Origin of the sequence: Thermoplasma acidophilum DSM 1728 (assembly GCF_000195915.1) — an archaeon.
Lineage (GTDB): Archaea > Thermoplasmatota > Thermoplasmata > Thermoplasmatales > Thermoplasmataceae > Thermoplasma > Thermoplasma acidophilum.
The window spans coordinates 1060074-1081288 of the sequence record NC_002578.1; the positions used below are offsets into that span (position 1 = coordinate 1060074).

The 21215-nt window shown below is 45.2% G+C and carries 23 protein-coding genes and 1 tRNA gene; 11 read left to right on the forward strand and 13 right to left on the reverse strand.

Features of this window, described 5'->3' with window-relative positions:
* Positions 1 to 81: 81 nt before the first annotated feature.
* The 4 genes from TA_RS05120 to TA_RS05135 all read left to right on the forward strand — a co-directional run bounded on the left by TA_RS05120 (position 82) and on the right by TA_RS05135 (position 6075).
* Entirely contained in the window at positions 82 to 2007 is a 1926-nt protein-coding gene (locus TA_RS05120; protein WP_010901402.1) for a thioredoxin domain-containing protein, read from the forward strand.
* A 102-nt stretch (positions 2008 to 2109) separates the two neighbouring features.
* Positions 2110 to 3483 carry a cytochrome ubiquinol oxidase subunit I gene (locus TA_RS05125; RefSeq protein WP_010901403.1) on the forward strand — a complete coding sequence of 458 codons (1374 nt, stop codon included), beginning with the start codon at positions 2110 to 2112 and terminating at the stop codon, positions 3481 to 3483.
* 4 nt (positions 3484 to 3487) lie between these two features.
* Positions 3488 to 4474 (forward strand): hypothetical protein, encoded by a 987-nt coding sequence (locus TA_RS05130; protein WP_048162353.1) that lies wholly within the window; start codon positions 3488 to 3490, stop codon positions 4472 to 4474.
* Positions 4475 to 4524: 50 nt separating this feature from the next.
* Positions 4525 to 6075 (forward strand): gamma-glutamyltransferase family protein, encoded by a 1551-nt coding sequence (locus TA_RS05135; protein WP_010901405.1) that lies wholly within the window; start codon positions 4525 to 4527, stop codon positions 6073 to 6075.
* Positions 6076 to 6139: 64 nt separating this feature from the next.
* Here the strand turns inward: TA_RS05135 and TA_RS05140 are convergent, their stop codons facing one another.
* From TA_RS05140 to TA_RS05165, 7 genes are all read right to left on the reverse strand, one after another.
* A complete protein-coding gene (locus TA_RS05140; protein WP_010901406.1) occupies positions 6140 to 6901 on the reverse strand; it encodes a geranylgeranylglyceryl/heptaprenylglyceryl phosphate synthase in 762 nt (253 codons plus the stop codon).
* Positions 6898 to 7707 carry a UbiA family prenyltransferase gene (locus TA_RS05145; protein ID WP_010901407.1) on the reverse strand — a complete coding sequence of 270 codons (810 nt, stop codon included), beginning with the start codon at positions 7705 to 7707 and terminating at the stop codon, positions 6898 to 6900. Before TA_RS05145 ends, TA_RS05140 begins: the two co-directional genes overlap by 4 nt.
* A gap of 38 nt (positions 7708 to 7745) precedes the next feature.
* Positions 7746 to 8780, reverse strand: a complete 1035-nt coding sequence (locus TA_RS05150) for a tRNA (guanine(26)-N(2))-dimethyltransferase (protein ID WP_010901408.1) — start codon at positions 8778 to 8780, stop codon at positions 7746 to 7748.
* Positions 8777 to 9322 carry an NTPase gene (locus TA_RS05155; protein ID WP_010901409.1) on the reverse strand — a complete coding sequence of 182 codons (546 nt, stop codon included), beginning with the start codon at positions 9320 to 9322 and terminating at the stop codon, positions 8777 to 8779. Before TA_RS05155 ends, TA_RS05150 begins: the two co-directional genes overlap by 4 nt.
* Positions 9319 to 9579, reverse strand: coding sequence for a dihydroneopterin aldolase family protein (locus TA_RS05160; RefSeq protein ID WP_338384745.1), 261 nt, complete (start codon positions 9577 to 9579; stop codon positions 9319 to 9321). Before TA_RS05160 ends, TA_RS05155 begins: the two co-directional genes overlap by 4 nt.
* The gene (locus TA_RS08365; protein WP_338384670.1) at positions 9482 to 9685 is read right to left on the reverse strand and encodes a dihydroneopterin aldolase family protein; all 204 of its coding nucleotides are present in this window, start codon (positions 9683 to 9685) and stop codon (positions 9482 to 9484) included. The genes TA_RS05160 and TA_RS08365 overlap by 98 nt, the downstream gene beginning before the upstream one ends.
* Positions 9686 to 9784: 99 nt before the next feature.
* Positions 9785 to 12445 (reverse strand): ATP-dependent DNA helicase, encoded by a 2661-nt coding sequence (locus tag TA_RS05165; protein WP_156778520.1) that lies wholly within the window; start codon positions 12443 to 12445, stop codon positions 9785 to 9787.
* 320 nt (positions 12446 to 12765) lie between these two features.
* On the opposite strand from TA_RS05165, the gene TA_RS05170 reads away from it, so the two are divergent.
* From TA_RS05170 to TA_RS05185, 4 genes are read left to right on the forward strand one after another with little or no spacing between them, the layout of a single operon-like run.
* Positions 12766 to 14469 carry a succinate dehydrogenase/fumarate reductase flavoprotein subunit gene (locus TA_RS05170; RefSeq protein ID WP_010901412.1) on the forward strand — a complete coding sequence of 568 codons (1704 nt, stop codon included), beginning with the start codon at positions 12766 to 12768 and terminating at the stop codon, positions 14467 to 14469.
* A 9-nt stretch (positions 14470 to 14478) separates the two neighbouring features.
* Positions 14479 to 15201 carry a succinate dehydrogenase iron-sulfur subunit gene (locus TA_RS05175; protein ID WP_010901413.1) on the forward strand — a complete coding sequence of 241 codons (723 nt, stop codon included), beginning with the start codon at positions 14479 to 14481 and terminating at the stop codon, positions 15199 to 15201.
* 7 nt (positions 15202 to 15208) lie between these two features.
* Positions 15209 to 15622 (forward strand): succinate dehydrogenase, cytochrome b556 subunit, encoded by a 414-nt coding sequence (locus TA_RS05180; RefSeq protein ID WP_156778521.1) that lies wholly within the window; start codon positions 15209 to 15211, stop codon positions 15620 to 15622.
* A complete protein-coding gene (locus TA_RS05185; RefSeq protein WP_010901415.1) occupies positions 15622 to 15993 on the forward strand; it encodes a succinate dehydrogenase hydrophobic membrane anchor subunit in 372 nt (123 codons plus the stop codon). Before TA_RS05180 ends, TA_RS05185 begins: the two co-directional genes overlap by 1 nt.
* Before the next feature lie 25 nt (positions 15994 to 16018).
* Here the strand turns inward: TA_RS05185 and TA_RS05190 are convergent, their stop codons facing one another.
* Positions 16019 to 16309, reverse strand: a complete 291-nt coding sequence (locus tag TA_RS05190) for a hypothetical protein (RefSeq protein WP_048161915.1) — start codon at positions 16307 to 16309, stop codon at positions 16019 to 16021.
* A gap of 327 nt (positions 16310 to 16636) precedes the next feature.
* Entirely contained in the window at positions 16637 to 17038 is a 402-nt protein-coding gene (locus tag TA_RS05195; RefSeq protein ID WP_010901416.1) for a CoA-binding protein, read from the reverse strand.
* Positions 17039 to 17202: 164 nt separating this feature from the next.
* Here TA_RS05195 and TA_RS05200 point away from each other — a divergent pair, with 164 nt between their 5' ends.
* From TA_RS05200 to TA_RS05210, 3 genes are all read left to right on the forward strand, one after another.
* A complete protein-coding gene (locus TA_RS05200) occupies positions 17203 to 17505 on the forward strand; it encodes a transcription factor S (protein ID WP_010901417.1) in 303 nt (100 codons plus the stop codon).
* Between the two features lie 52 nt (positions 17506 to 17557).
* Complete coding sequence (locus tag TA_RS05205) at positions 17558 to 18205, forward strand: zinc ribbon domain-containing protein (RefSeq protein ID WP_010901418.1); 648 nt, start codon at positions 17558 to 17560, stop codon at positions 18203 to 18205.
* Between the two features lie 141 nt (positions 18206 to 18346).
* Positions 18347 to 19189 (forward strand): DMT family transporter, encoded by an 843-nt coding sequence (locus TA_RS05210; protein ID WP_010901419.1) that lies wholly within the window; start codon positions 18347 to 18349, stop codon positions 19187 to 19189.
* Positions 19190 to 19250: 61 nt separating this feature from the next.
* On the opposite strand, the gene TA_RS05215 is transcribed toward TA_RS05210, so the two are convergent.
* The 4 genes from TA_RS05215 to TA_RS05230 all read right to left on the reverse strand — a co-directional run bounded on the left by TA_RS05215 (position 19251) and on the right by TA_RS05230 (position 21210).
* Positions 19251 to 19323 (reverse strand) — tRNA-Thr (locus tag TA_RS05215).
* Between the two features lie 61 nt (positions 19324 to 19384).
* Entirely contained in the window at positions 19385 to 19708 is a 324-nt protein-coding gene (locus TA_RS05220) for a DsrE family protein (RefSeq protein ID WP_048161918.1), read from the reverse strand.
* Positions 19683 to 20438, reverse strand: a complete 756-nt coding sequence (locus tag TA_RS05225; RefSeq protein ID WP_010901421.1) for an RNA methyltransferase — start codon at positions 20436 to 20438, stop codon at positions 19683 to 19685. Before TA_RS05225 ends, TA_RS05220 begins: the two co-directional genes overlap by 26 nt.
* The gene (locus tag TA_RS05230) at positions 20425 to 21210 is read right to left on the reverse strand and encodes an FKBP-type peptidyl-prolyl cis-trans isomerase (protein WP_010901422.1); all 786 of its coding nucleotides are present in this window, start codon (positions 21208 to 21210) and stop codon (positions 20425 to 20427) included. The genes TA_RS05225 and TA_RS05230 overlap by 14 nt, the downstream gene beginning before the upstream one ends.
* Positions 21211 to 21215 lie beyond the last annotated feature (5 nt).

Genomic DNA, 21215 nt, shown 5'->3' on the forward strand with positions numbered 1-21215 from the left:
ATACGATGATCTAAAATAGCATCCATGTTTGTTGCTGAGAATGGTAGGGAAGATTATTAATTGAAAAACAAATGGAACCTCATGCCTAATGAACTTTCCAGAAGTCTGAGCCCGTATCTTCTGATGCACGCAAACGATCCTGTTGAATGGCGAATGTGGTCTAAGGAGACACTGCGGATCGCCACGGAGGAGAATAGACTCATATTTCTCAGCATAGGGTATTCGTCATGCCACTGGTGCCATGTGATGCACGAGGAGAGCTTTGTGGATCCGGATGTCGCTGAAATCCTGAACAATAACTATATACCAGTCAAGGTAGACCGTGAAGAGAGGCCAGATCTGGATTCATATTTCATGAAGGTATCGCAGGTCATAAATGGGAATGGCGGCTGGCCACTTAACATAATTTTGCTCCCAGATGCCAGGCCCGTCTTCGCTATGACGTACGTCCCAAAGGAAGATCGTAATGGGATGACCGGACTGAAGACTATACTAATCCAGCTTTCCCAGATGTATTTGAAGGATCCAGACCAGTTCAAGGATCAGGCCAAGGCTGTCTCCGATGCAATGGAGGAGAGGGAAAGTGTCCCATCGAAGGTTACGCCAGGCATTGATGATCGCCTCTACGATTCCATATCAAGGTATCTGGATAGGACTGATGGAGGATTTTTTGGCCAGACAAAATTCTACAACGTTCCGGTTCTAGAGTTCCTCATGGACCGCTATGAGAAAACCCATGACGAAAACGTGTCAGATTTCCTGAAAACTACTCTGATGACCATCGCGGTGAGAGGCGTTCATGATCCATTGTTCGGAGGTTTCTTCAGGTACTCCACCGATTCAATGTGGATTATACCGCATTTCGAGAAGATGACGTACACCCAGGCCCAGCTCATGCGCGCATATGCAAAGATGTACCTTCTTTTCCATGACGATTTTTACCTTAGGATCGTGGAGGATATTTTCAGTTTTATGGACAGGTACATGTACAGCGGCGCTTCGTATTATACCTCCATGGATGCAGATTACGATGGAATTGAGGGCGGCCACTATCTATTTAGCTATGAAGAGATCAGAAAATATCTGGAGGACGATTTTCCTCAGTTCACGAAGGTCTTCGAAGTGCATGAAAATGGGAATTTTTCCGACCCATATGGCGAGAACAGGGGTAAAAATTTTCTCTACTTCGCTGGTACTCCTGAGGAATTCATAAAATTGATGAGCATCCCGGAGATTCAGAGATCAGTTCAGCATGGCTTGGAAAAACTAAGAAATATCCGGGAGAAGGATGCCGTTTTTATAGATAAAAAGGAACTGGTAGATCTCAATGCAATGATGGTTTCAGGGCTGGCTTGGGCCTACCGAGCTACGGATGATAAGAGGTATCTTGAACGTGCGACGATAGTTTCAGGCTGGCTCAAGGATTTGAACAAAGACCGCATATGCCACGGCGTCTTCAATGGAAATATAATAGAAACGCCAACCCTTCAGGATTATGCATTTCTTTCCGAAGCGATGATCGATATGTTCCAGATCACCTTTGACGGGAAGTATCTGGAAGATGCGTACAGATATGCAGAACAGGCAATGATGCTAATTAAAGAAGGAAAGATCTCCTACTCGTCAGAGGTCTTCGATGCGGATCCCACAGATGGTGAGGTTGAATCTCCTTACGCTGTGATGATAAGGGTCTTCGATCAATTATCCTTGCTCATGGACAATATGGATCTGCATGAAAGATCGGATTCTCTTCTCACATCAATCTTCGGTAATGCCCAGTCATTTCCTGCAGCTTACCCGTCCATCGTTAGAACTGCAGAATTTCATCTGAAGGGAAAGCATGTATCTTCCAACAAGAACATGATAGATGCGATTATGAAGAAATCCATCTATCATAACGCTCTATTCAGTCTGGAGGAAGTAGATCAATACGTCATATGCGGCTATGGGATGTGCTTTCCGCCAGCGCATACAATAGAAGAGGCGGTTGATAAAATTAAATCATGATCATGACTTAAACATGTTATTCATGAGTATTTATTTTGCTCCATTTCTATTTTATAATCATTTAATTTTAGTTTTAAATACTTCTTATGTATTCTTATTGATATGAACATAGGTACGTTTGACAGGTTACTCTTCGCGTACTCGATCGGTTCGCATATCCTTATCGTTCTGATGAGTATTGGATTATCAGTGATACTCCCAGTTTTGGAGTACATAGCAATAAAGTACAAGGATGCTTACTACGATATACTGACACGTCGTGTTGCGAAGGCACTGGTCATGTTCTTTGCCGTGGGTACGGCATCCGGAGCAGTGATGGCCGTTGAATTGATAGACCTGTTTCCAAAGTTCATGACTGTGATTGCAGTTGTCGGTGTGCTTCCTTTCTACTATGAGATATTTGCCTTCTTCCTCGAGACCATAATGCTGGTCTCTTACTACTATTACTGGGACGTCTTCAAGAACCGGATGCACCATTGGCTCCTCACCTTTGGTGTGGCTGGTGGAACCCTTGGATCAGCCGTATTCATAACAATGATTAACGCATGGATGAACACACCAAACGGATTCAACATAAGCTACTACGAACAGACGGGGAAGATCATAGATGTGAATCCATTCATAACAGCCATGACACCATCAACCGGCAGGGAGATCTTCCATGTTGCCATAGTGACGGCTTTCTCCGGACTTATGGTCCTTGGAGCTTTCTTTGCCTACCAGTACATCAGATCCAAGACCTTTGAGGAGAAGAATCTGTGGCGCAAGGGACTCAAGGTTACGTTCCCAATGAACATGTTCCTCATAATAATGGCAGGCATTTCCGGTACGCTTGAAATGAGTGGCCTGCTTACATACCAGCCTGAGAAGTATGCTGCACTGGATCTCGATCCATACCCTGTGGCAAAAGATGCACCTGAACATATATTTGGAACCATCGTTGAACAGAACGGGCACTATGTCATAGTGGGCGGTTTCAAGATACCGCTTTTGCAGAGCCTGCTTGCTGGAAATGGAAATCTGAATACGCCAGTACCAGGGCTCTCACAGTTCAATCCTAGCACATGGCCACCTCTTGCAGTACACGATACTTTCGATCTTATGGTGCTGGGTGGATCGCTCCTGGGCCTATACCTCTTCGTTACGCTGATTGCATGGATACTAAAGAAGAAGCCGTACGAGAACAAGGGCTTCCTGGTGGCTCAGATACTTTTCGCCATATTGACTATACCCATATACATAGGAGGATGGGTGACGGATGAGGTTGGAAGACAGCCATGGATAATTTACAACGTGATGACTGTTTATCAGGCAGCCAACTATTCACCGTCGATCGTTGTGCCAGGCTATCTTATCATGGCGTTTTACACGGTTATAATGCCATTCTCCTACTGGTATGCTTTCAGGCTCATGAAGAAGGGCGACGTGAAATCCGAGGTTTCATCCTCTGGTTTTTCAGCCGTTGCAGGAAGGTGAATATATGCTCACATTATTTGCAATAGAATTTTTTACCGCTGCTGCAGCAGTAGCATTTCTGTTGACCGAACTCATGGGAGGCATGATGCTTCTGTTTGACTGGAGGAACAGCGGACAGCGCGTGATGTCCTACGTTGCGCCGGTGTGGGAGGTCACAGGCACATTTCTGGCCATGTTCGTGGTTGAAACCGACGCCACATTTGCCGGTATTCTCCTGCCAGTCGCATTTGCCTTTGCTGCATTGCTCCTTGTGTTTCTGATACTGTTCATAATAAGGAACCTCTCCATAATACTGGGCGAATTTGCAGAAAAGAGGCAGATTCTGACCGACAGGCAGCTTTATTACATATACGTGATCGCTACGCTCCTGCTCTCCGTGATATTTCTTGCATTTGTATCGGCCGTAATCAGTGGGAATGGCGTGACACTATTGATATCAGGGAATCCTGTGAACTCACTTTTGTCCGTGAGCAATGCACAAGTTAGCTTCAACGTTGCAAAGTGGCTAGTAGGCCCAGGCGATATATTATTCATAATCGCAGCGGTTTTTATCACCTTTGGCCTCGCTCCAGTGCTATATGATATCAAACGCTTCTCTGGAATCGCAATAATATCATCGGTCATAGGCTTCATACTTGGAGTTATCTCACTAGTTCAGATGGGCGTCAGCATCAATCCTGTGATAGTGATACCTGCCATTATAATTATCGGAGCCCCGGTGCTTTACAGGTTCAACATTGCCAGAAGTATGCTTACCAACAAAGCTGCTTTCATTGTGTTGCTTGTTATAGCCGTATATTCGCTGTATTTCACCGTGTATCCCACGGCTATGCATGGAAGGCTCGTCCTTTCAGAGGTAGTTACGAGGGGCCCAATGGTGCTGGGAACCATACTGACAACCGCTGTTGGATTCACGTTACTGGCCTTTATGCTGTCGCTGTACGTCTACGTAAACTACAGAAGTTCTAGATCCTTGGCATCAGCCAAGTGATCCCTTCATATTTTTAAAAACTCTAAATAACATTTATTCCATGGGCATGTATGTTTAGGAGTAGACCTAATGCACTTTCACAGAGATCTGTAATTGCTTCGTCAAGTGAGCTCGCGTCCCTTGCTGGACGTGATATTCTTAAACGCGGAGGAAACATTTTCGATGCGGCGTTAGCGGTCAGCGCCATGCTGTGCGTGACGCAGAATAATCTTTGCGGCCTAGGTGGAGATCTATTCGCATTGATCAGGGATGAAAATGGCCAGATAATGGATCTGAATGGGAGCGGTCAAGCTTCACGGGCTGTGAGCATAGACTACTACGAATCGATGGGGTTAACTAAGATACCGGAGAGGGGGCCATACGCTGCCATAACCGTCCCCGGGATCGCCGGATCCTGGGACGAAATATTCAGGAAATTCGCGACCATGGACATCGCTGATATACTGGAACCTGCTATCAGAACGGCAAGCGCTGGTTTTCCAATTACGCAAAACTATTCGGATTCCATTGCTAGAAGTGCGCCTGTGATTGGGCAGTATCGAGGATGGTCATCGATCTTCATGCCCAATGGAAGTGTACCAGTCGCAGGCGAGATATTGAAGCAACCCGATCTTGCGGAATCATTTCGGCTGATGTCAGAGGAGGGCTTCAGATCATTCTATGATGGTAGCCTTGCAGACATTATAATCGCAGGACTTGAAGGAACCGGATCTCCACTCAGCGATCGTGATCTTCGCGTATACAGGCCTCTGATTGGGAAACCTGTATTCACAGATCTTGATGAATTCCGCATCTATGAAACATCGCCTAACAGCCAAGGCATCACAGTCATCGAATGGATCCGTGGAATGGAAAGCCACGGTTATGACTCTAGGACCATGTGGGAAGCGAAGATCGAGGATATCTTCGAAACAATGGAAGAAGCTTATGACAAAAGGAGAAAAATTACAGATCCATCGTACATGAACATAGCGCAACATGATTCGGCTAACGGCAAAAAAGATGGGCTGCCAAAGAGGGATCATAACGATATCGGTGACACAACTTACTTCTCTATAAGTGATTCAGAGGGACGTTCCGTGAGCATAATCCAGAGCAATTATATGGGATTCGGATCCGGCATAGTGCCAAAGGGAACGGGCTTTGTCCTCCAGAACCGAGGCTCCTATTTCACACTGCAGAGGGATCATCCAAACGCTCTGATGCCCGGAAAGCGGACGTTCCACACGCTTGCTGCGTGCATGGTTGAGAAAGAACATGATCTCTACGCTTCGCTTGGATCGATGGGCGGCGATATACAACCGCAGGTTCAGATGCAGATCTTGATGGAAATACTGAAGGACAATACCGATCCACAGGCCATACTAGACAAGCCCAGATGGACTGAACCATACACCATATACGAAGCACCGGGCGCGGTGTACGTGGAATCTGAGGAACTGTACCGTAACGTATCGAAGCAAATTTCTGGAAGAAAGGTAGTCCTGCGCGATGTGTCTCAGGAATTTGGAACCGCACAGATCACAACTCTGATCCGTGGCGATGTGGTTGTTGGCGCTGCTGATCCACGGGGAGACGGCATAGCTATACCTTACTCCTGAAACCGTTATCGATGGATGCGCCAACAATATTCAAGACCAACATTGCGTGCACATGTTTGCGGCTTCATTGTATTTTTGATATTCCTACCTCCTTTATACTCTCCACTATCGGATGCAGCGCCTCATAAACATTTACTGATCTTTCTGCTATAGTACCGGTAACTATCATATCTGCGCCCGCCTGTGCGAGAGCCTTGGCCGCCTCTGGCGTCCTTATTCCGCCACCGACTATAACTGGGATATCCAGTTCCTGTTTCACCCTTCTAACAACGTTCTCTCCAACGTGGTACGGTGAACCGCTTCCTGCCTCGAAGTACACAAGCCTGAAGCCAAAGTACTGGGCGGCAAGGGCATAGGACAACGCGGTTTTTTCGTCATCACGCGGTATGAGGTGCGCCTTACCAACCCGGCCAACCGTCATTCCCGGATCAAAGACAAGGTATGCCATCGGTATCTTCTCTATCTTCATCGCAGAGAGTGGAATTGCAGCCTTGACCTGATGTCCAACGACGTATTCGAGACTCCCTGAATTCAGAAGGCTCATGAAGAATATGGCATCTGCCTTTGGAGATATCATCAACGACGATCCTGGAAATATTATGACCTTTAGATCAGTTTTTGCCTTTATGGCCGATATGGCTTCGTCCATGGCCCTGCTATCTATGTCCGTGGATCCACCGACCATAATGAAATCTGTACCGGCCATCTCGGCTTCTTCAGCTATGCGCGCGCATTCCTGAGGCGGCTTTGCCCCTGGATCTATGAGAGTCATGTGAACCTTGCCGTTTCGCGTCTTTCTCAGCATGTCTTCGAGGACGGTCATCATAACGCACCTGCGAGGAATGATGCCATGCCAACTATCATGGCATACTTCGACACCTTTTGGCCTGAGGTTGGATTGCGGGACGATATAGCTCCAGACACTATAAAGAGCGCGTCTGCAACTACAACGACATAGAGGTAGAATCTCGAGAGTATGTGCATCGCGAATGGGATGTATGATATTACGACAAGAAGACCTATTATTGCATCGGATAATATAATGGCATTCCGCACTCCGTATTTCTTTGGAAATGTTATTCTATCGGAATCACCGTTCACATCCTCCACATCCTTTATGATCTCGCGTGACATGTTCGAGGTGAACGCCAAAAGAAAGAGAAATACCATCTTTCCATATGAGAAGACGGATACGCCTCCAAATATGAATATAAGGCCTATCAGAAGGCTTATAACTGCATTGCCTGGTAGGCCGGTCTTCTTAAGTGCATACTCATATGACACCAGCAGAACCTCGGCCAGTATCACTATCAGCATCGCGATTATGGATATGAAAACCGATATGACTATTGCAACAGCAAAAAAAGTTATGAACATTGCCTGAGCTGTCTTCTTAGAGAGCTCTCCGGTAACAAGGGGACGCCTGGGATGGTTGATCCTGTCCACCTCCACATCAACGATGTCGTTTATTATGTTTCCGCCCGATGTTACAAGAAAAACCGCAATTGCCGCTATCGTCACGGCAACGATGTGATCCGCTATCCTGCTTCCCACGGCTATGAACGCTGAAATGTAAGTTGATATGAAACCCATCAATCCATTGACCGGCCTTATTATGGAGAACCTGCTCATTTACGGAAACTGAACATTACGCAATATATTATTTTTGCCTATGCCGGCGATCGTCTGTGCAGTGTATCCATCATGAGGCTTTCCACCAGGTCGCAGCTGGCATCCGTTTTAATTCCAGTGGGTGAGAACATCGTCCTTGACGCGGCATGGCCTGAAGATGACAGTGCATCTATAACCGATTCTATGTCAGGTAGGCTTGTGTGCCTCGCCCTTGCGATGTCCGTCAGGTCGCAGAAGAGCAACCGGTTTTCCTCCGGATTGAAGGCCTTGTGGCCTGCGGATGCAAGAACGGCCTCGGCGACTGCATTGTCCTGTAAATTTCCCTTCCATACTGGTCCCTCGTCCATATCTTGGTATATGCCAGATAGTAAGTTATGCTTGTTCACGTAGCCAAGATTCTGCATCATCCTTCCTGCCCCCTCAAAACCCTTCCTGACTCTTACAAAAACACGGTAATAGTGGCCATGCCATATCGAGATCAATGGATCTATGAACCGGCCGAGCGATGCAGCTCTCTTGGCCATATATCCTATCAGGAGCCTGATGCCCATCTCATGCCTGAATGTATCATTTTTTATTAGTGCATCGTACCTTATGCGTGTCTTGTGGGGGACCGATCCTGTTAGTGCCGACTGGTCAGTTGCGGTAACTCCAAGAAAACCGTTGCGCTTTACACCCATAAGTGCAGCGTCAAGATATGGTACTGGAGAACCATACGGATCAACATCCACATATTCATAAGCGCCGTGCTGGAGCACGCATTCAAATGAATCGTTGATGACTGAAGCCTGTGATCCATTTCTTTCTACGTTATCCCTGATCAGGCGGTATGAATCTGGAGAAACCTCCGATATCGTCACCGCTGAATCCGTTTCCTTGGATATCCGGATGCCCCTTATGCCAGTACCGCCGAATCCATCCAGAACGTTCCTTATTCCCATCTTTTTTATGAATTCAATGGTTATATCCCTATTTATCTTCTGGTCGGCATTGTAAAAACCCGTACCTCTCTTTCCAGGGCCATGGTAAACTTCTGGGACGAGTATTTCAGCTGAACCCTCCCTCACTATCATTCCTCACCCTTGAGGACGTGCATGACCTTGAACGGGAGTATGTTCTTGTTTATCGGAGTTATGTCGAAAACCCTGACGCCTTCCAGGCTCTTTATCTCCTGTAATACTGGATTCCTGGATCTCTTGTGCAGCGTAACGATGAGGGGCTTGCCACATTTAAGCGTCTCTTCTATCTCTGCATGCACCTTTTTCGTTGTATTCTCTAGCTTACCTATCTCATCTATCACTATGACGTCTGCAGTCTCTCTGGCCTTCTGAAGGCTGGGGATGAGTATTTCCTCCAGTATCTTTGTGTCAACACCTAGCTTGTCTATCTTAACCCTGGAAACGAAGTTATCAAAACAGAATTGGGCCTTCCTCTTAGATTCTATATCCTCTATGGTGTAACCAGTCAGCTTACCATTGTTTGTTACCTTTGAAACCAGAACGCCCTGCACATTGAGATTATCATTTTTCAGCATGTCTATGATCTTCTGGAGAGCCTCTGATTTTATCGATCCAACGGGACCGGTGATCCCAATTTTTATTGCCAAAGGTATCACTCCTCTATGTACATCAATGGGTAGTCCATCTCTGGAATATACTTCAATCGGGCAACAATTACATTTCCATCATAATTTATCTTTATCCTTACATCCAGCATTTCCCCGCTGAGCGTGAGGTACTTGTAAACGCCGGGCTTCTTGTTGTTGACCGTTGGATCAATATGAACTTCTGCATCCTCCACAAAGGGCTGCACCATTATGCTTTCCCTTATGGCCTTCTCTATGTAATTTATATTTCCCTGGTTTATCGGTATGCCGACGTATATGATGATACACCGTTCCGAGTTTGATGCCAGCTTCGAAAACAGCTCTCTCCCTCGGAGTACATTTAAAATAGTGCGATGCTGGATCTTTCATCATGGGGTAATAACATAATTATAGATAAATAATAGGTATGACATGAAGTATTAATGTCATATTTCCGCGTGATGAGGCTTTCTTCAAATCGAAGTTTAGTTCTTACAGCTTGCTTCCAGCGGTGAGTATCGCAACTATGCGATCGTATAGCGTGTCCTCTGTTCTGTCCGGACCCATACTTATCAGATCGTCTATGAATGCCTCCGGATCTGTGCAGTACTGAACGTATTTGCGTATGAGATCCCTTATCTTCGAATCGTTCTTTTCCATGGGGTAAAGGTCCCAGTCTATCCTGCCGGTATTCACCCCTGGACGTAGACCTATATAAGCTATGGCAGTCTTAACTCTGCTGGGATCTATATGGTTGGCCTTGGAATACAGCATTCTGTAGAAAGCGAGCTGATCACCATAATGATTCCCAGAGTTCTTCCTCTTGTCTGTTTTATAATCTACTATGAGATATTTCTCACCATCGCTGAAGACCGCATCTATCCTCCCATAGAGTATGAATGCATCTGCCTCCCTCATGTAGGCAGAACCCGGTATCTTGACCTCCAGTTCGCTGCCGATCTGGCTCATGCCGTAAACATCTTGTATCTTCTTCATTATGTTTAGGATATTCCAGTAGTAAGGCCTCAGCCTCTCAGGTATCTGTTCTGCCTGTACATTGCCTTCAAAAACATCCTGTGCTATGGAATGTATGGAGGTACCGAATCCCATGGCAGGACTCGTATACTTGAGCCCGAGTATGTGGTCCTTGAGGAACCTGAATGGATCCTCAAGTGACGCAAGCAGTGAAAATGAGATCACGTTGTTCTTCCTGATGCCAGAATATATCAATTTTCGTATTCTGCCCTCTTCGTGTATCATGTCCGAGGCATGCTTCAGGTCTCCCCGTACAAAGGCAAGGTATGGTTCCCTCTTGATATCATAGTAATCCTTGCTCATTGTGGATGTAGATGCCGTGATTGAGCCCCCCTTCATTGAAAACCGGTTAAGATACCGTTCGTCGTCCGAAACGATCACAAGATTCTGGGCTGCGCGTGTTATGGCAACAAAATCTACCCGTGTGTCCTCATCCTCAAGGTCCACAGAGATATCCCGACCTGTTTTTAACCTGATCATCTGCTCGGCCACAAGATCCACGGCGCTCATCTTTTCATCCTTCTTGGCTTTCGGAAGATATATAACATGATCAAATTCGAGCCCCTTGGCCTTGTGAACAGTCAGAACAGAGATCCTTTCATCCGCATCTATTTCCTGAACCTCATCGTCGCAGATCTCCAGATAGTTTATCAGGTCGGATCTATCTTCGTTGCCATAGAAATCTAAGTATTCTCTGAGGTTCTTATATATCCTTTCCACCGTCAGGAAATAGCGCTGATCGAAAGCCAACGCGATGGGAATTATCAGTTTCTCGAACATGTCGATGAGCCCATTTATTCCTGGGGCTGAATAAGTCCTTCTCAGGTTGTTCAGTAGATCATAGTTCTGTAAGCTAGTGTTCCCGCTTATGAGGCTTTCCTTAATGTCATACGCCTCGCTTATCTGTAACCCGCTGAATGGTGTGAATAGCGCATCTATAACGCTCTGCATATCTCCATAGATTATCATTTTTAGGAATGCGATGACATCCTTCTTCGCCCGATCACTTGCCGCAGAAAGTGCACTGGACGCATATCTCATCCCATTGCTGTCCAGTATTTCGGATATCTTTATAACCTGGTCATTGCGCCTTGCGAGTATGCCCACTTTGCCTTCTGGAAATCTCTTCAAGAGATCTAAGACTGCTTCTTCCTCTCCGCTGACGACTTCAACTGAACCGCCCCTGGCTTTAGAGGCTTTTAGCTGATCTAGTTCGGTCCTATACTGGTCTGGATATTTTGTGTTTTTAAGGAAGAATTCACGCGCATAATTGAGAACGGCCTCTGAATTTCTGTGATCCGTCAGCAGGTAGTTTACATGGGCGTCTGGAAAATGGTTGCTGAAATTTCCAAACCCTCCTCCCTGGAAACCGAAGATGGCCTGCTTTCTATCTCCAACCGCGTATATATCATCTGCAACTGATTTTATGAGCCTTGCCTGCAGATCACTTGCGTCCTGCAGCTCATCCACCAGAACATATTTGAAATGCGGTTTTTTCTCAAGTTCCAGAAATTTTATTATCATGTCGTTGTAGTCGATCACCCCTCTCGCTTCCTTGGCATTGCGATATTCATCCATGATCTTGCTCAAATGGATGAAGATGGCGGTTATTTCTTCGAGATCCTCCTTTATCTTCTTTTCCTCTCTGCGCTTTTTGAAGATCTCTCTGAGCGATGCCGCAGTTTCTTCAGGATTCTCAATACGATCTATTCCGAAGCTTCCCAGGTACCTGATTATGTTTTCTAGCTGTGGTACTATTCTTGAGATCAGGTATTCTCTCTCATAGTTGAAAACGCTGTTCCTTATCAGGTAATCGAATATGATCTTTCTGAGGAAATTCTGATTCACGATTCCCCTGTATCCGTACCTCCTTATTGCAGAATTGGCAAAGGAATGAAAGGTGTAAACGTTTATGACGCTTAGATCGATCTGCGTCCCGGAACGTTCAAGCGCCTTTATTATCCTGCTCCTCATATTTTCAGCTGCCTTGTTGGTAAAGGTGATACACAGAATATCGTTTGGATCCACTCCGCTCTGAACCAGTTCAAGATATTTTTGCGATATGCTCGTTGTCTTTCCAGTACCTGGTCCAGCTATTACAACGTTTGCGTTCACCATTGATCAAGCCAATTTGCAAAATAAAACTATTGGTATTGTCCATCATTAGTTAGAGGGCATAGTATTTGAATGAAGGAATTCAGGTATAGCTGTGGCAATTCCTGATCAGACGCTGCAATAACAAGCGAATAAGTTTAAATTGCACTATCGTCATTCAATATCGAGGAAAAAATGCACAATTATGATTTTCAACTTTACATGTGCTTATAACATCTATATTTGTATTTGCGAGGAAAGATACAGACGGTTTTCTTCGTCCTATGTGTATGGAAAGGCAAAAAAATATATTTGTTTCAGGGATAATACCACGGTGTATTTACTTGGAGAAGATTAAGGAGGATGTGATCATCCTTGGTGGCGGGATGGCTGGCCTAAGAGCAGCCGTCGCAGCCGCAGAGTACAACAAAAACATCTCAGTTGGGGTGGTCTCCAAACTGTACCCCCTCCGATCCCATTCTGTTTCTGCGGAGGGCGGAACAAGTGCGGTTCTAAATCCGAAGGACAGTTTCGACCTACATGCCTACGATACCATCAAGGGATCAGACTACCTTGCGGACCAGGATGCCGTAGAGGAGTTCGTCAGGCTGGTTCCAGAGCAGATTTACACTACCGATCACTGGGGATGCCCATGGAGCAGGAATCCAGATGGCACCATCTCTCAAAGGGACTTCGGAGCGCTGAGCTTTCCAAGAGCTACATTTGCAGCCGATAAGACTGGTTTCCACGTTATGCAGACCCTCTTCAGCAGGGCGCTGAAGTACGATAATATCCACTTCTACAATGAGTATTTCGCAACATCCATGTTCCTGGATGGAGGAAGATTCAACTCTTTGACGACTATAAACCTGAGAACGGGGGAATTCGTCGTATTTCAAGGAAAGTCAATAATATTTGCGGCTGGCGGTGCGGGAAGGCTGTACCAGTTCAGCACCTATGCCCATTCTGTTTCCGGAGATGGGGATGCCATAGCCTACAGGGCCGGTATACCGCTGAAGGATATGGAGTTCATACAGTTCCATCCAACCGGTCTTGTACCTTCAGGCATTCTAATAACGGAGGGTGCCAGAGCCGATGGCGGATACCTTCTCAACGGCGAAAAGAAGAGGTTCATGCAAGCCTATGCACCTAACAAGCTTGAGAAGGCATCGAGAGATGTCGTCTCAAGGGCCATAATGTGGGAGATAGAGGCCGGCAGGGGAGCAAAGGGAGAATACGGCGACATGGAATATGTTTATCTCGATCTAAGGCACATGGCCGATATCCTAGATGAAAGGCTACCGATGATAACGGAGATAGCCAAAAAATTCAACGGCATAGACGCCCATACTGAGCTCATACCTGTGCATCCTGCAACTCACTATACAATGGGTGGCATCGATTCTAACGTGAAGACAACCACTGATTTCTCCGGCATCTTTGCAGCAGGCGAAAATGCATGCGTCAGCATACATGGGGCGAACAGGCTCGGATCGAATTCGACCAATGAATGTCTTGCCCTTGGAAACGTGGCTGGTGTGTCCGCCGCCAAGTACGCTATGGAGCATGATATCCCGGATCTTGTAGTTGAAAACGTGAACAACGAAGAGAAGAGGATATGGGACGACCTGCTAAAGAGAGATGGCGGCGAGAATGTTGCCAAGATAAGGGAGGATCTCAGGATCAACATGGACAAAAACGTGGGCATATTCAGGGACGCAGATGGCCTGAACACATCTCTGAAGAATATAAAGCAATACAAGGAGAGGTATCAGAAGATCTCCATACAGGACAAGTCAAGCACGTTCAATATGGAGCTAGAATGGGCGCTTGAGGTTGGTTTCATGCTGGATCTGGCCGAGATAATAACCGTTGGCGCGATAATGAGGACAGAGAGCAGAGGCGCCCATTACAGGAAGGATTATCCAAACAGAGATGACGAAAACTTTTTGAAACATACAATTGCTACATACACTAAGGATGGACCGAAGATAACGTACAAACCAGTCGTGATAACCAAATGGCAGCCAACAGTCAGGACATACTGAGGTGGTACCATGGCCGATGAATATGAATTTGAGATAAAGAGGAAGGATCAGAGCGGAAAGGTCTATTACAGCACCTACAAGGTACCCAAAGACAAGATATCCACGGTGCTTGAGGGCCTTCTGTATATTAAGGAGAATCTCGATCAGTCGCTATCGTTCAGGTATTCCTGCAGGATGGAGATCTGCGGAAGTTGCGGCATGGAGATCGATGGGAAACCAAGGATGGCATGCTCAACCATAGTTGAGGATCTCAAGAAGGATAAGATAAGGATCGAACCTCTCAGACATTATAAGGTGATAAGGGATCTTGTAGTGGATATCGATCCGTTCTTCGAGAAATACAGAGAGGTCAAACCATACATAATCAGGGACGATGATGGCAAATACGACAAGGAACTTCCGCAGACCCCAGAGCAGTTCCATGAATACGCGAATTTCGCCATGTGCATAAAATGTGGTCTGTGCATGGCCGCATGCCCGATAGAAGGATCCGACCCGCAGTATCTGGGTCCTGCTCCACTGGCTGCCGCCTGGAGATACATAGCTGATAACCGTGATAAGGGGGCAAAATATAGGGTCGAGATCGTAGACGGCGAGGAGGGTACATCGAGATGCCACTTCGCAGGCGAATGCACAGAGGTATGCCCGAAAGGAGTAGATCCATCCTTTGCGATACAGAAGCTCAGGAGGACCGCTCTGAAGATCGAACTTGCGAGCATATTTGGGAGGTAGATGAGTAATGGTTGAAGCTAATAAAGAAATGAAAGAAGGCATAAGTGCGTGGGCAAAGTTCTACAGGAAGGGTACTGGTTATTTTGCATTTGCCTTTCATCGGCTATCCGGCCTAGTCATTCTATTCTATCTGTACCTGCACTACGCTGTTCTATCGAATCTGCTCAGAGGACAGGCAACCTATAACGCAATAGTAAAATCGATAACTTACGGGCCATATGACAGTTTTCTCGCTCTTGATTTCCTGCTAGCTCTTGTCATATTCTACCATGGAGCAAATGGTGTTCGCCTTGCACTGAACGAGTTTGGCATAGGCATGCAACATCACAAGGCTCTGTTCTTCACCTTCGAGATAATAGCCATGATATTGCTGGGGCTCTTCGATTATTATGCGCTTCAGTTTGTGGGGGTTGGTTTCTGATGGCCGAGACGGAAAAGATGAAGTATGGATCTTTGAACAGATTTGCTCAGGCCGTGACCGGTCTATTTCTGCTATTCTTCCTTGGAGTGCACCTGTATGTCGCGCACATAGACTTTGGCCATCCAGTGGCATTCTTCAGTTCCGTAATTAATCAACTGCATAATCCATGGTGGCTGGCGTTCTTCCTGATCTTCGTTTACATCATCACTTACCATGGAATAAATGGGTTGAACCACATAGTTGCGGACACAAGTATAAGCGAGAAGGCAAAGAGAAACATAGGCATAGCTCTGATGGTCATATACGTTATAACCATAATATACGGGACGATACTGGCTCTGCTGGTTGCAAGGATGACCGTTCCCACATAAAATTTTTTATAAAAGATAAAAATTTTTATCCAAAAACAAATCCCATGCCCTGTTCGGCATTGTCATTTTCTTCCTTTATTTTTGAATATATCTTTTCCGACTCTTTGGGATCAAGCTCCTTCATGATTTCCGGCTTCTTTGACTTCACATACTTCACTGCTTCATCATTTCCCTCAAAGAGAAATATAGTTCCGTCAACACCATAGATAGATCCATCTCTCTTGAGTACGGTCATACGTGATACTCTGTCATCCTGAAGGAATTCATTAACTGCGGTTTCATCGTTGCCGTTTATCTTCAATATGACAAACGCCATCTTCCATCGTAGGTGCATTCCAGCATGGAATATAAATCCACTTGAATTGCCACTCAGCTGAGACCTCAATTCTTACATGGCCGAAGGCCAGCAGCTGCGCGTAATAGTACATATGCGGATATTTAAACTACATGAAATTGGCATGCGCTAGCGTAGGCCTCATTAAGCCTTTCAACCACTTTCTGCTAGATTTACTGACGGCTATGTTTTGAACCAGATTTTTTGATCATTCATTTAAAGAAGGTCGCACATCATCCTTTGATTGGCTAATTCAACTGCTCAATAAATGCCTCTGTGTCTCATTTAACAATGGAAGCTTGAATATCCTCATTTTCTGTGCAGTTTCCTGTGTTCCTTCATCATGCAGCGATTTGACACCACCCTGAGTCCATTTGCCATTGCCCTCTTCTCAGAATCTGGGTGCTCTATTCCTTCCTGAAGCCAGATCGCCTTAACTCGCTTGGATATTGCCTGATTAACTATTTCTGGCACTGCATCAGGTTTCCGGAAGACGTCAACCACATCTATGGATTCTGGTATTGATAGGATATCTGGATAGGCTTTCTTTCCGTTCCACTCCTGAATCATAGGATTGACAGGTATTATTTCATAGCCATTGTCTGAGAGGTACTTTGCAACTCTATAGCTATCCCTATCAGGCTTATCTGATATACCAACGACTGCTATCTTCCTGCTGTTATTCAGTATCCATTCAATATCGTCCGCCATCGAGTAAATGATACAGCCAGGATTATTTAAGATATCGTAAAATCTGAGAGCTACATTCTACCTGGAAATATGCATGTGATAGTTTTGGTCAATTTCAGCTCATATATTTAAATTGTGGCATATTAAAGTATACTTTAAATATAAAATTGTAATTCTTTACATCTATGTTTTGCCCAAAGTGTGGTTCCTTGATGACTCCTGTAAATGGTAAATATGTGTGCCCATCATGTGGATATGAAATATCGAAGAACAAGGAAACCATAAAAATAGTTTCGAAGAGTGCTGATAAGGAGACAATAATGATAAAAGAAGAAGTCTCAGCCGAACCTCTTGATTCAGATGCAGTCTGCCCTCGCTGCCATCATAAGGGGGCCAGATACGTGTTGAAGCAGACAAGATCTGCAGATGAACCTGAAACAAAATTCTACACGTGCGAAGAGTGCGGCTATAGATGGAGAGAATATTGAAGCCGCACTGAATATAAGAAACTTTTATATCTAATCTTTACTAACTTACACGATGCCTGTTTACGAACCAGATGAGCATGAGATCCTCCAGGAAAAATCCAGCATGACGCGTGGAGGGGAACAGTATTTCAAGGGTACGCTTTATCTTACGGACAAGAGGTTGATATATGAAGAAAAGGGACACAGGGGCTTCATACATGCACATCCGGCAAAGATCCTCCTTGATCTTCCACTCTACCTTATTTTGAATATTTCCACAGCAGTTCCAAGGATAAAATTCGGAACGAAAAAAACATTATCTGTCGAATTCACCACGGATAAAGGCGATGATAGAGCCACTTTCGTTCTCAAGGATCCGGAAAAATGGAAGAAGGAGATGGAGAGGTGGACGACCGACGCCAAACGCAGGCATGAACAGGAGGAGAAACTGAAAATTGAGGAGGAGAGGAGAAGAGAGATAGAGCTCGCGAGGGCCAAAGCTCCTACGGCTAACATCGGAATGTATATAAATGCAGGTAAAAAAGATGAAGGCAAAAATATTCCGAAGTTCGTTGAATCTGCAGTCTCAGAAGAAAAAGAAAATATATTTGAAGCCCACGAAGCTCCATCTCTTCCAAAGACCAAGAAATGCCCAAACTGTGGAAAAGATATACCGGCAGATTCAGTTTATTGCCCATATTGCGGATTTAAACAGCCTTAGGCATTTTAATCCGTTTCTCCGTATTTTTACTGTAAATCATCTGATCCTAATGATTTGTTTTAATCTGGACGCCGAAATATCAGCATATCAGGAAAACTGAATCGCATTAATTTATTATCTTCTCTGATATCTCCCCTTTCAATGAAGGAGATAAAGTATCTCATCCCATATGTTCTCATAAGTTCATTTTCCTATTACTTCGCAAAAAATGGAGTCGATCAGGTTTCTCCAGCAATATTCATGTCGATGAGATACTTTATCGCTGGCCTCACGCTTCTTCCATTCGCAAAGCATTTGAAGTTCTCATGGAGCATACTGATACTTTCCATAATGACGTCAACCAGCACAGCACTCTGGGCGTATGGCTTGATATACGTATCACCAGCCGAATCGGCTATTCTCAGCTATTCAATGCCAGTTTTTTCCTTGCCAATAGCATTCCTCATGGTGAAGGAGAAACCGTCTGCGATAGAAATTGCGGGTATTTCAATAGGTTTCGCAGGTGTTATCCTTTATGGAATGCCCCTTATGCACGGATTCACACTCTTCGGTGCCATACTAACAATAGCCAATGCGGTCTTCTGGGCGCTATTCACAGTATATTACAGAAAGCTCAAGGAAGAAGACCCGGTTTCCATAAACACGATGCAGTTCTTCATCGGTGGTGCGATTCTACTTGCATACATTCCGTTTGATACTCGGTTCGATCCAGGCCTTTCGTTCGTAGCCGATGTACTTTGGATGGCGCTATTAGGCGGATCTGTTCAATTTATCCTCTGGAACGTGATGATAAAGATGAGCTCCGTTAACAAGATAACGGTGTTAGCTTTCTCCGTACCTATATTCACCATGATACTGTCAATATTCATAGATCATGAGATTCCAAACATAATGGAAATAGCCGGTGTAATCGTAATGTTCACAGGCATATTCCTGTCAAGATTGAAGGGAGGCATTTCCGTAGTAAAGGAGACAAGCACATAATATATGAAAAGGTGAAATGTATTCGCACAAGAATCAGGCAAGTTGTAGACGGATGAAATAAAGCCGCCGACGGGGTTTGGACCCGCGACTCGTGCTTACCAAGCACGCGCTCTACCAGGCTGAGCTACGACGGCAAAGATAGGATGTGATGCAACAGATATACATGAATTTTTCAATACACTTAGGTAGAAAGGATCAAAGCTTTATGTAGAGCCATCCTTCGGATTCCTTCTTTAGAACCTCATATATCCCGGCGTTCACAATGCGCACGCCATCCATCAGAGATCTTTCATCGATCCTCTTGGATACGAGAGAATTTCTGCAAGCTACAACGTCCATGCCAGATTCTAACATTTCAAGTATCGCATTTCTATTTCCTGGATCACTGAGAAAACCTATGGCATCTGCATGAAAAACTATTTCAATGACAGCTGAAGGATCATCTTTCAGCAGATTGAATGCACTTTTAATCGTGCCGTTTGCCTTCTCCATCTCAGTTACGTTGATGATCACTTTCATTTTCCAGAGGCCTCTGAAGGCTTTCCTTCACTCTACGGATCACACCCATCATTCTGAAATACTCCCTATCGCTCATGCGGGATCTGGCTATAAGCCTCCTAAGCAGGAGTTCCGTGTTTCTTATCTTGTGCTCCGGATACGAGGTCAGGCGCATAACTTCGATTATATTCCTGAGCATCAGATCCTCATGATCCGGTTCTATAGCTCTTATCTCTATATTCTCCGGCGGATTGAATCTTGTGAACATAACATAAAGTATTATTGCGACCGCATGAGACAGGTTATAAACAGGATACTCTGGGTTTCCCGGTATATTTATGAAATAGTTGCACTTCTCTATTTCCTCGTTGCGCAACCCGTCATCCTCTCTTCCGAATACGAGCGCTATCTTGCCACCCTGATCCGACATTTCTTCCCAGAATTTTTCAGGTGTCAGCGGTAACCTCCTGAAATGTTTTTCGTTACTGGAGGCCGTGCTTGAAGTGGCTGCAATGACATTGAACCTTGATATTACGGAGGCGAAATCATCATAGATCTCCGCGTTTTCTAAAATGAACCTTCCGCCCATGGATCGGGCAAACGCCTCATCGTCAGGCCTGTTGCCTATTATTATGAGGTGCCGAAGGCCAGAATTCCACATGGATCTGGCCACAGCCCCTATATTACCCTGGTATTTAGGGTACACGAGAACTATGTAGACGTTCTCTGATATATAATCAGTTCTTGACATTCTCCTGCTTCTGCTCTGGCTGGCTTTCGCTGGTTTCTGTCTTAGCTTCGGCTGGTGCACTCTCTTCTTTCTTCTGTTCGCCCTCAGCCTTCTGCTCTTCCTGCTTCTTATAGACTTCAAGAATAACTATATCGTATCCTGGCACATATTTCCTGACCGTGTTTACTATATTGTATTTAGCATCCAGCCAGGGAAGGCTGAACTTCGCGCCCTCAGGAATCTCTATTTTTATATCACTGTCTAGCGTTACATTGAAGCCCTCTGGATTGTAATTATTCGCTATTATGGCCCTGACCTTTTCGACCGGTTCCGTTATAACGCCATTGATCTTGAATTTGTAATATACGGTTTTTCCTGCCCACCTGTGGTTGTAATCAACGAGTACCCTTCCTGGAGTAACGGAAATTATTCTCCCAACCCTCCTGTTTATCTCGACTTCCTTTCCTACCTGCGGGTCTATGTTCAGGCGCTGAAACTCCCTCATCGTATGTATCTTTATATTTGATGGCAACCGCTGACCGAAGGCATCCTCTGGTGGGACTTCAACTTCGACTTCCTGGCCTGGTTCCGCTTTCCTGAAAGCCTCATTAACCTCCTTGAAAATACCTTCCTGGCCAACTATTACAACTATGTCCCCATATCTTGCATTTTCATCAAAAATATCATTCTCCTTTGCGAGATCGGCCTTGCTGGTAGATACCAGTTTTTTCTCTTCACCAACACGCATCTCGAATTCGATCTTTATGAAATCTCCATCATTCAACTGTTTCACCTTTA

Bases quoted from the DNA above. Each gene is read 5' to 3' on its own strand.
- TA_RS05120 (WP_010901402.1), top strand. From the start codon at position 82: ATGCCTAATGAACTTTCCAGAAGTCTGAGCCCGTATCTTCTGATGCAC.
- TA_RS05125 (WP_010901403.1), top strand. From the start codon at position 2,110: ATGAACATAGGTACGTTTGACAGGTTACTCTTCGCGTACTCGATCGGT.
- TA_RS05130 (WP_048162353.1), top strand. From the start codon at position 3,488: ATGCTCACATTATTTGCAATAGAATTTTTTACCGCTGCTGCAGCAGTA.
- TA_RS05135 (WP_010901405.1), top strand. From the start codon at position 4,525: ATGTTTAGGAGTAGACCTAATGCACTTTCACAGAGATCTGTAATTGCT.
- TA_RS05140 (WP_010901406.1), bottom strand. From the start codon at position 6,901: ATGATGACCGTCCTCGAAGACATGCTGAGAAAGACGCGAAACGGCAAG.
- TA_RS05145 (WP_010901407.1), bottom strand. From the start codon at position 7,707: ATGAGCAGGTTCTCCATAATAAGGCCGGTCAATGGATTGATGGGTTTC.
- TA_RS05150 (WP_010901408.1), bottom strand. From the start codon at position 8,780: ATGATAGTGAGGGAGGGTTCAGCTGAAATACTCGTCCCAGAAGTTTAC.
- TA_RS08365 (WP_338384670.1), bottom strand. From the start codon at position 9,685: ATGATGAAAGATCCAGCATCGCACTATTTTAAATGTACTCCGAGGGAG.
- TA_RS05165 (WP_156778520.1), bottom strand. From the start codon at position 12,445: ATGGTGAACGCAAACGTTGTAATAGCTGGACCAGGTACTGGAAAGACA.
- TA_RS05175 (WP_010901413.1), top strand. From the start codon at position 14,479: ATGGCCGATGAATATGAATTTGAGATAAAGAGGAAGGATCAGAGCGGA.
- TA_RS05180 (WP_156778521.1), top strand. From the start codon at position 15,209: ATGGTTGAAGCTAATAAAGAAATGAAAGAAGGCATAAGTGCGTGGGCA.
- TA_RS05185 (WP_010901415.1), top strand. From the start codon at position 15,622: ATGGCCGAGACGGAAAAGATGAAGTATGGATCTTTGAACAGATTTGCT.
- TA_RS05190 (WP_048161915.1), bottom strand. From the start codon at position 16,309: ATGGCGTTTGTCATATTGAAGATAAACGGCAACGATGAAACCGCAGTT.
- TA_RS05195 (WP_010901416.1), bottom strand. From the start codon at position 17,038: ATGGCGGACGATATTGAATGGATACTGAATAACAGCAGGAAGATAGCA.
- TA_RS05200 (WP_010901417.1), top strand. From the start codon at position 17,203: ATGTTTTGCCCAAAGTGTGGTTCCTTGATGACTCCTGTAAATGGTAAA.
- TA_RS05205 (WP_010901418.1), top strand. From the start codon at position 17,558: ATGCCTGTTTACGAACCAGATGAGCATGAGATCCTCCAGGAAAAATCC.
- TA_RS05210 (WP_010901419.1), top strand. From the start codon at position 18,347: ATGAAGGAGATAAAGTATCTCATCCCATATGTTCTCATAAGTTCATTT.
- TA_RS05220 (WP_048161918.1), bottom strand. From the start codon at position 19,708: ATGAAAGTGATCATCAACGTAACTGAGATGGAGAAGGCAAACGGCACG.
- TA_RS05225 (WP_010901421.1), bottom strand. From the start codon at position 20,438: ATGTCAAGAACTGATTATATATCAGAGAACGTCTACATAGTTCTCGTG.